The sequence below is a fragment of the Xenorhabdus sp. KK7.4 genome, assembly GCF_963876465.1.
GTDB classification, from domain to species: Bacteria; Pseudomonadota; Gammaproteobacteria; order Enterobacterales; family Enterobacteriaceae; genus Xenorhabdus; species Xenorhabdus stockiae.
In genome coordinates this window covers 513,454-516,500 of the sequence record NZ_CAWNQF010000001.1, presented here as the reverse complement: position 1 = coordinate 516,500, position 3,047 = coordinate 513,454, and the positions used below count along the sequence as shown (strand labels likewise).

Here is a 3,047-nt window from a genome sequence, read left to right as displayed (position 1 = left end):
CCCGCAAAACACCTTCGGTGTTGTCAGGTTAAGCCGCACGGTTCATTAGTACTGGTTAGCTCAACGTCTCGCAACGCTTACACACCCAGCCTATCTACGTCCTCGTCTCGAACGTTCCTTCAGGACTCTCTAGGAGTCAGGGAAGACTCATCTCAAGGCAAGTTTCCCGCTTAGATGCTTTCAGCGGTTATCTCTTCCGCACTTAGCTACCGGGCAGTGCCATTGGCATGACAACCCGAACACCAGTGGTGCGTCCACTCCGGTCCTCTCGTACTAGGAGCAGCCCCTTTCAATCTTCCAACGCCCACGGCAGATAGGGACCGAACTGTCTCACGACGTTCTAAACCCAGCTCGCGTACCACTTTAAACGGCGAACAGCCGTACCCTTGGGACCTACTTCAGCCCCAGGATGTGATGAGCCGACATCGAGGTGCCAAACACCGCCGTCGATATGAACTCTTGGGCGGTATCAGCCTGTTATCCCCGGAGTACCTTTTATCCGTTGAGCGATGGCCCTTCCATTCAGAACCACCGGATCACTAAGACCTACTTTCGTACCTGCTCGCGCCGTCACGCTCGCAGTCAAGCTAGCTTATGCCTTTGCACTAACCTCACGATGTCCGACCGTGATTAGCTAACCTTCGTGCTCCTCCGTTACGCTTTGGGAGGAGACCGCCCCAGTCAAACTACCCACCAGACACTGTCCGCAACCCGGATAACGGGCCTACGTTAGAACACCAGCCATTAAAGGGTGGTATTTCAAGGATGGCTCCATGCAGACTGGCGTCCACACTTCCAAGCCTCCCACCTATCCTACACATCAAGGACCAGTGTTCAGTGTCAAGCTATAGTAAAGGTTCACGGGGTCTTTCCGTCTTGCCGCGGGTACACTGCATCTTCACAGCGAGTTCAATTTCACTGAGTCTCGGGTGGAGACAGCCTGGCCATCATTACGCCATTCGTGCAGGTCGGAACTTACCCGACAAGGAATTTCGCTACCTTAGGACCGTTATAGTTACGGCCGCCGTTTACTGGGGCTTCGATCAAGAGCTTCTCCTTACGGATAACCCCATCAATTAACCTTCCAGCACCGGGCAGGCGTCACACCGTATACGTCCACTTTCGTGTTTGCACAGTGCTGTGTTTTTATTAAACAGTTGCAGCCAGCTGGTATCTGCGACTGGCTTCGGCTCCGAAAGCAAGTTTCTTCACCTACTGCCAGCGTGCCTTCTCCCGAAGTTACGGCACCATTTTGCCTAGTTCCTTCACCCGAGTTCTCTCAAGCGCCTGAGTATTCTCTACCTGACCACCTGTGTCGGTTTGGGGTACGATTCAATGTTACCTGGAGCTTAGAGGCTTTTCCTGGAAGCAGGGCATCTGTCACTTCAGCACCGTAGTGCCTCGTCATCACGCCTCAGTGTTATACAGCGGTCCGGATTTACCAAAACCGCCCACCTACACGCTTAAACCGGGACGACCGTCGCCCGGATGACATAGCCTTCTCCGTCCCCCCTTCGCAGTAACACCAAGTACAGGAATATTAACCTGTTTCCCATCGACTACGCTTTTCAGCCTCGCCTTAGGGGTCGACTCACCCTGCCCCGATTAACGTTGGACAGGAACCCTTGGTCTTCCGGCGTGCGGGTTTTTCACCCGCATTATCGTTACTTATGTCAGCATTCGCACTTCTGATACCTCCAGCAGCCCTCACAGGCCACCTTCAACGGCTTACAGAACGCTCCCCTACCCAACAACACTTACGTGTCGCTGCCGCAGCTTCGGTGCATGGTTTAGCCCCGTTACATCTTCCGCGCAGGCCGACTCGACCAGTGAGCTATTACGCTTTCTTTAAATGATGGCTGCTTCTAAGCCAACATCCTGGCTGTCTGAGCCTTCCCACTTCGTTTCCCACTTAACCATGACTTGGGGACCTTAGCTGGCGGTCTGGGTTGTTTCCCTCTTCACGACGGACGTTAGCACCCGCCGTGTGTCTCCCGTGATAACATTCTTCGGTATTCGCAGTTTGCATCGGGTTGGTAAGTCGGGATGACCCCCTAGCCGAAACAGTGCTCTACCCCCGAAGATGAATTCACGAGGCGCTACCTAAATAGCTTTCGGGGAGAACCAGCTATCTCCCGGTTTGATTGGCCTTTCACCCCCAGCCACAAGTCATCCGCTAATTTTTCAACATTAGTCGGTTCGGTCCTCCAGTTAGTGTTACCCAACCTTCAACCTGCCCATGGCTAGATCACCGGGTTTCGGGTCTATACCCTGCAACTTAACGCCCAGTTAAGACTCGGTTTCCCTGCGGCTCCCCTATACGGTTAACCTTGCTACAGAATATAAGTCGCTGACCCATTATACAAAAGGTACGCAGTCACACCCCAAAGGGTGCTCCCACTGCTTGTACGTACACGGTTTCAGGTTCTCTTTCACTCCCCTCGCCGGGGTTCTTTTCGCCTTTCCCTCACGGTACTGGTTCACTATCGGTCAGTCAGGAGTATTTAGCCTTGGAGGATGGTCCCCCCATATTCAGACAGGATACCACGTGTCCCGCCCTACTCATCGAACTCACACTGCCAGCGTCTTCAGATACGGGGCTATCACCCTTTACTGCCGGCCTTTCCAGACCGTTCTCCTGACGCTGACACTGATGTTGGTTCTGGGCTCCTCCCCGTTCGCTCGCCGCTACTGGGGGAATCTCGGTTGATTTCTTTTCCTCGGGGTACTGAGATGTTTCAGTTCCCCCGGTTCGCCTCCTGACCCTATGAATTCAGGTCAGGATAGTGCAACGAATTGCACTGGGTTTCCCCATTCGGGTATCGCCGGGTCTCGCGGGTCATATCCCCTTCCCGGCGCTTATCGCAGATTAGCACGCCCTTCATCGCCTCTGACTGCCTAGGCATCCACCGTGTACGCTTAGTCGCTTAACCTCACAACCCGAAGGTGTCTTCGGATTGGGGTATTGAGAGACTCCTCAATAGTTGTCTGATGACACCCTACTGAGTGTTTCAAATTTTCAGCTTGTTCCAGATTGTTAAAGAGCA

The 3,047-nt window shown here is 53.6% G+C and carries 1 rRNA gene; it reads right to left on the bottom strand.

Features of this window, described 5'->3' with window-relative positions:
• Nucleotides 1–24 precede the first annotated feature (24 nt).
• Nucleotides 25–2,933, bottom strand: a 23S ribosomal RNA gene (locus tag AACS90_RS22690).
• Nucleotides 2,934–3,047: the final 114 nt, after the last annotated feature.